This window comes from Nocardioides sp. CPCC 206348 (assembly GCF_048654705.1).
Lineage (GTDB): Bacteria > Actinomycetota > Actinomycetes > Propionibacteriales > Nocardioidaceae > Nocardioides.
In genome coordinates this window covers 5,105-10,794 of sequence record NZ_JBMCZA010000188.1, presented here as the reverse complement: position 1 = coordinate 10,794, position 5,690 = coordinate 5,105, and the positions used below count along the sequence as shown (strand labels likewise).

The following is a 5,690-nucleotide window of genomic DNA, read 5'->3' as shown; positions in this document are numbered from 1 at the left end:
CCGCCCGACGTGCACTGGGCGCCCGGCATGGACGTCGTGCACACCAGTGACGGGCGCGGCTGGGTCTGGGGTTCGGGGAAGGGCGTCGTGACGGTGCGCTTCGAGACCGCCGACACGCCCCCGGGCCCGGTCCGCTCGTTCCGGGTCGACGACCCCGAGCTCTCCCGATGGCGCCCACCCGCTCCGGAGCCACCAGAGGGCCAGTAGCGTTCCTGCATGTCCGTCGAGCAGTCCGAGCAGTCCCAGCAGCCCACTCCGCCGCGTGCCGACCAGCGTCCGGTCACCACCACGCTGCACGGGCACCCGCGCACCGATGAGTACGAATGGCTGCGGGCCAAGGACGACCCGGCCGTGATCGCCCACCTCGAGGCCGAGAACGCCTACACGCAGGCCCGGACCGCCCACCTCGCCGACCTGCGCGGACGGATCTTCGAGGAGATCAAGGCCCGCACCCTGGAGACGGACCTGTCCGTGCCCACGCGGGTGCGTGGCCACTGGTACTACGGCCGTTCCTTCGAGGGCCGGCAGTACGGCGCCAGCTGCCGCGTGCCCGTGACCGACCCGGACGACTGGACTCCGCCGCAGCCTGCGGCCGACGCGGACCCGGACCAGCCGGCCCTGCCCGGCGAAGAGGTGCTGCTCGACCTCGATGCGCTCGCCGAGGGCCACGAGTTCTTCTCGCTCGGCGGCTCCTCGGTCAGCCCCGACGACAACCTGCTGGCCTACGCCACCGACGTGGTCGGCGACGAGCGCTACACCGTGCGGGTGCTGGACCTGACCACCCGGGACCTGCTCGACGACGTCCTCACCGACGTGCTCGGCGGCGTGACCTGGGGCGGCTCGGCCGACCACTTCTACTACACGACCGTCGACGACGCCTGGCGTCCCGACAAGGTCTGGCGCCACCGCCTCGGCACCGCCCAGGCCGACGACGAGCTCGTCTTCCACGAGCCGGACGGCCGCTACTTCGTGGGCGTGGGCCGCACCCGCAGCCGCCGCTTCGTGATGATCGCCGCCAGCTCCAAGACCACCTCGGAGTTCCACGTCCTCGACGCGGCGGACCCGGCGGCGCAGCCGGTCTGCTTCGCGCCCCGCACCGACGGTGTCGAGTACTCGCTCGAGCACGCGGTCATCGGCGGCCAGGACCACTTCCTGGTGCTGCACAACGCGAGCGGACCCGAGTTCGAGCTCGCGGTCGCGCCCGCCGTACCCACGGCCCTGGCGGACTGGCGGCCCCTTCTCGCCCACGACCCCGCGGTCCGGCTCGAGGACGTCGACGCGTTCGCCGACCACCTCGTCGTCCAGCAGCGCAGCGAGGGCAGCACCCAGGTGCGCGTGCTCGACCTCGGCCCGGACGCGTCCGCGCCGATCACCGCGGACCGGTTCGTCGAGTTCCCGGGCGAGCTGGCGACCGTCGGCGCGGGCAACAACCCGGCCTTCGAGCAGCCGACCATCCGGGTCGGGATGACCAGCCTCAGCCGCCCGTCCGCCGTCTACGACCACGACCTGCGCACCGGCGAGCTGGTGCTGCGCAAGCAGGCGCCCGTCCTCGGCGGCTACGACCCCGACGACTACGAGGAGCACCGGCTCTGGGCGACCTCGGTCGACGGCGTCCAGGTGCCGATCTCGCTGGTGGTCCGTCGCGGCGTGCGCGGCCCCGACGGCACCGCTCCCGTCCCGGTCCTCCTCTACGGCTACGGCGCCTACGAAGCCTCCATCGACCCGTACTTCGCCGTCGGGCGGCTCTCCCTGCTGGACCGGGGTGCCGCCTTCGCGATCGCCCACATCCGCGGCGGTGGCGAGATGGGCCGCCACTGGTACGACGACGGGAAGCTCGAGCACAAGCAGCACACCTTCGACGACTTCATCGCCTGCGCCCGCCACCTCGTGGAGAGCGGCTGGACGACACCCGAGCGGATCGTCGCCGAGGGCGCGAGCGCCGGCGGCCTGCTCATCGGCGCCGTGGCGAACCAGGCGCCCGAGGCGTTCGGCGGCTTCGTCGCCGGGGTGCCGTTCGTCGACACCCTGACCACGATGCTCGACGCCGCACTCCCCCTGACCGTCCCGGAGTACGACGAATGGGGCAACCCGTCCGACGACCCGGTCGCCTACGCGCGGATCGCCGGGTACGCGCCGTACGAGAACGTCGCCGACCTCCCGTACCCGCCGATCCTCGCCGAGACCTCCCTCAACGACACCCGGGTGCTCTACGTGGAGCCGGCCAAGTGGGTGGCGCGACTGCGCGAACGGGCGCCGCAGGCCGACGTCCTGCTGCGCACCGAGATGGCGGCCGGCCACGGCGGCGTCTCCGGGCGCTACCGCGCCTGGGAGGACCGGGCGTTCAGCCTCGCCTGGATCCTGGACCGGCTCGGCCTGGCCGGTCAGGAGCCACTTTCCTGAGGTATTCAGTCGCGAGACTGAGAAGTACCTGAGATTCCAGATCCTTCGCAACTTCTGACGGGTCCCGCACGTCATTCCGGGTAACAACACCGTCCGGGACTCCTCATGGGGAATCACGGACACACGGGACGTGTTGGGACAAACGTGCGGACCTCACCCGGTCTGCTCAGCGAAGGAGAACCGCGATGGCCACCGCAACCGCGAGGCGCAACACCGGGCGTGAGATCGAGGGTCGGGACAGCGTTGGGCTGTACCTGGACGAGATCGCCCGCACTCCCCTGCTCGACGCCGCCCGTGAGGTCGAGCTCGCCAAGGCGATCGAGGCCGGCCTCTACGCCGAGAGCCTCCTTGCCCAGGGCCGGGTCGGCCGCCGCAAGGGCGGCGCCCCGAAGCTGGCCAACCAGGCCGAGCTGGAATGGATCGCCGAGGAGGGCCAGAAGGCCGTCACGGAGTTCATCAACGCCAACCTCCGCCTGGTCGTCTCCATCGCGCGCAAGTACGGCCGCGCGCAGATGCCGATGCTCGACCTGATCCAGGAGGGCAACACCGGCCTGATCCGCGCGGTCGAGAAGTTCGACTACGCCAAGGGCTACAAGTTCTCCACCTACGCGACGTGGTGGGTGCGCCAGGCCATCACGCGCGGCATCGCCCAGCAGGCCCGCGTGGTCCGGCTGCCCGTCCACGTGGTCGAGGAGCTCAACCAGGTCGGTGGCGCCCGCCGGACGCTCGAGCGCCAGCTCGGCCGCGATCCCGACCCCACCGAGATCGCTGCCGAGCTCGGCCTGCCCGTCGACCGGGTCCTCGACCTGATGGCGTGGGGCCGCGAGCACGTCAGCCTCGACACCCCGATCGACGAGGACGGCGACACGTCGCTCGGCGACCTGATGGCCCAGGAGACCACCCCCGGCCCGGACCTGACGGTGCTCGACACCGAGGCCCGCGACCGGCTCAACACGCTCGTCGACCAGCTCGACGAGCGCGCGGCCGACATCATCCGCTCGCGCTACGGCCTGGTCGACGGCCGCCAGCACAAGCTGGCCGACATCGGCGTGAAGCACGGCATCTCCGCCGAGCGGGTGCGCCAGCTCGAGCGGGAGGCGCTGCAGAAGCTGCGTCGCCTCGGCGACCCGGACCTGGCTGCCTAGCCCTGAAGCTCCGCGAAGACCTCCGTGATCCGCGTACGGAGGTCTTCGTGCGTCCCGGTGTTGTCGATCAGGTAGGTCGCGACCGCGCGGCGCTGCTCCCGGGTGGCCTGGGCGGCGATCCGCGCACGGGCCTCCTCCTCGGTCCAGCCGCGGTCGCGCACCATCCGCTCGATCTGGACCTCGGCGGGTGCGTCGACGACGATCACCGCGTCGAACTCCGCCGCGCGACCTGACTCGACGAGCAGCGGGATGTCGTGGACCACGATGCCGTCCGCGGGCGCGGAGGCCTCGAGCTCGGCGTACCGCTGGAAGACCAGCGGATGCACGATCGCCTCGAGGCGGCGCCGCTGCTCCTCGTCGCCGAAGACCAGGGCGCCCATCTTCGGGCGGTCCAGGTCGCCGTCCTCGGTGAGCAGCTCGGGGCCGAACGCCTCGACGACGGCGGCCAGCCCGGGGGTCCCCCGGGCCACCATTTCGCGCGCGAGCTGGTCGGCGTCGATGACGACCGCGCCGAGCTCACGCAGGATCGCCGAGACGGTGCTCTTGCCGGAGGCGATACCCCCTGTCAATCCAACCCTCACTGGCCGACCCTCAACGACGGCCGCCGCCGAGCAGGCCACCGAGCACGTCGCCGAGGATGTCGCCGATGCCGCCGCCCGAGGCCTTCTTGTTGGCGCCCGAGCCGGACAGGGCGCCCTTGAGGATCTCCTGCAGGATCGTGGCGCCGATGCCGCCCGCGGCGGCGCCGCGCTTGCCGGCCACCTTGCCGGCGAGGTACGACAGCACGAGCGGGGCGAGGATCGAGAGCAGCTTCTTCGTCAGGTCCGAGTCGAGCCCGGCGGCCGTGGAGGCACCGGCGAGCTGGTTGACGACAGCGTCGGCGTTGTCGCCGAACACGTGGCCGACGATCTTCTCGCCGTCGGCCGCGTCGACCTGGTCGAGGTCGACCGAGTCCGACAGCGGCGAGTGCTGGCCGAGCGCTTCGCCGAGCGACGCCGCAGCGCCTTCGTCCTCGACGTTGGCGGCGAGCCCGCCGAAGAGGGCGGGGAGCGCCTGGGCCGAGGCGGCACGAGCCTGGTCCGGCGAGATGCCGAGCTGTGCGGCGATCTGCTCGAACGGGAGCCTGCTCAGCAGGTCATCTACATCGGACACGGCATGCCTTTCGCGACGGCTTCACTGACGGTGGCACGACCCTAGCCTGATCGATCACGGGCAGTCCCCTGCGAGGATGCTGCCCGATGAACGCGTCTCCTGTTCCCCTGGTCCCCGGTGACCGCGTGGCCCTGCTCCTCCCCGGTTCGCTGGAGTACGTCGACGCGGTGCTCCGGTTGCTGACCGCCGGTGTCTTCCCGATCCCCCTGGACCCGCGGCTCACCGACAGCGAGCAGGAGCGGATCCTCGAGGGGCTCACACCGACCCGGATCGTTCGGTCGGCTGCGGACCTGGCCGACCTGGTCGACGTACTGCCGGAGGCCGGGTTGCCGCTGGGCCGGCCGATGCACTGCACGAGCGGGACGACGGGGGTCCCGAAGGGCGTGTTCTCGGGGGTCCTGGCGGCGGAGGATGCGCGGGCGCTGCTGGCCGACGAACGCGACCTGTGGGGGTTCGCGCCCGACGACGTGAACCTCGTGCTCAGTCCGCTGTACCACTCAGCACCGTTGCGGTTCGCGATGGGAACGCTGCTGGCCGGTGGCCGCATCGTCATCCCCGGACCGTTCGACCCGGCCGAGGTGACGGCAACGATCGAGCGGGAACGCCCGACCACGATGTTCTGCGTGCCGACCCACCTGCAGCGCCTCATCGAGCACTGGGACACCCACGGCATCCCCGACCTGTCGTCCTTCCGCCTCGTCGCGCACGCCGGCGCCCCGTGCCCCACGGACCTCAAGCGCCGCCTCATCGCGGCCTTTCCCGAGGGCTCGACGTGGGAGTTCTACGGATCGACCGAGGGCCAGTTCACGGCCTGCCGCAGCGAGGAGTGGCTCGAGCGTCCGGGGACGGTCGGGCGGGCGCGGCCCGGGCGGTCGCTGAGCCTCGACGACGACGGCACGATCTGGTGCACGGTGCCGGACTTCGCGCGCTTCACCTACTTCGGCGCACCGGAGAAGACGGCGGCGGCGTGGCGCACCACCCCAGAGGGACCGG

The 5,690-nt window shown here is 71.8% G+C and carries 5 protein-coding genes and 1 pseudogene; 4 read left to right on the top strand and 2 right to left on the bottom strand.

The window, feature by feature from the left end; translation table 11 throughout:
- The 3 genes and pseudogenes from ACOADB_RS15530 to ACOADB_RS15520 all read left to right on the top strand — a co-directional run.
- Positions 1-207, top strand: a pseudogene (locus ACOADB_RS15530) (hypothetical protein); the annotation flags it as partial.
- Positions 208-216: 9 nt separating this feature from the next.
- The gene (locus ACOADB_RS15525) at positions 217-2,400 is read left to right on the top strand and encodes a S9 family peptidase (protein ID WP_378600325.1); all 2,184 of its coding nucleotides are present in this window, start codon (positions 217-219) and stop codon (positions 2,398-2,400) included.
- Between the two features lie 185 nt (positions 2,401-2,585).
- Positions 2,586-3,545, top strand: a complete 960-nt coding sequence (locus ACOADB_RS15520) for a sigma-70 family RNA polymerase sigma factor (RefSeq protein WP_378600322.1) — start codon at positions 2,586-2,588, stop codon at positions 3,543-3,545.
- On the opposite strand, the gene coaE is transcribed toward ACOADB_RS15520, so the two are convergent.
- Together coaE and ACOADB_RS15510 are read right to left on the bottom strand one after the other, a co-directional pair.
- The gene (gene coaE / locus ACOADB_RS15515; RefSeq protein WP_378600320.1) at positions 3,542-4,114 is read right to left on the bottom strand and encodes a dephospho-CoA kinase; all 573 of its coding nucleotides are present in this window, start codon (positions 4,112-4,114) and stop codon (positions 3,542-3,544) included. The genes ACOADB_RS15520 and coaE overlap by 4 nt on opposite strands.
- A gap of 22 nt (positions 4,115-4,136) precedes the next feature.
- Complete coding sequence (locus tag ACOADB_RS15510) at positions 4,137-4,697, bottom strand: DUF937 domain-containing protein (RefSeq protein WP_378600317.1); 561 nt, start codon at positions 4,695-4,697, stop codon at positions 4,137-4,139.
- Between the two features lie 86 nt (positions 4,698-4,783).
- Here ACOADB_RS15510 and ACOADB_RS15505 point away from each other — a divergent pair.
- A partial coding sequence (locus ACOADB_RS15505; protein WP_378600315.1) for a class I adenylate-forming enzyme family protein occupies positions 4,784-5,690 on the top strand: 907 nt, incomplete at its 3' end.

Excerpts from the sequence above, each read along its gene's own strand:
- ACOADB_RS15520 (WP_378600322.1), top strand. The coding sequence starts at position 2,586 with ATGGCCACCGCAACCGCGAGGCGCAACACCGGGCGTGAGATCGAGGGT.
- ACOADB_RS15525 (WP_378600325.1), top strand. The coding sequence starts at position 217 with ATGTCCGTCGAGCAGTCCGAGCAGTCCCAGCAGCCCACTCCGCCGCGT.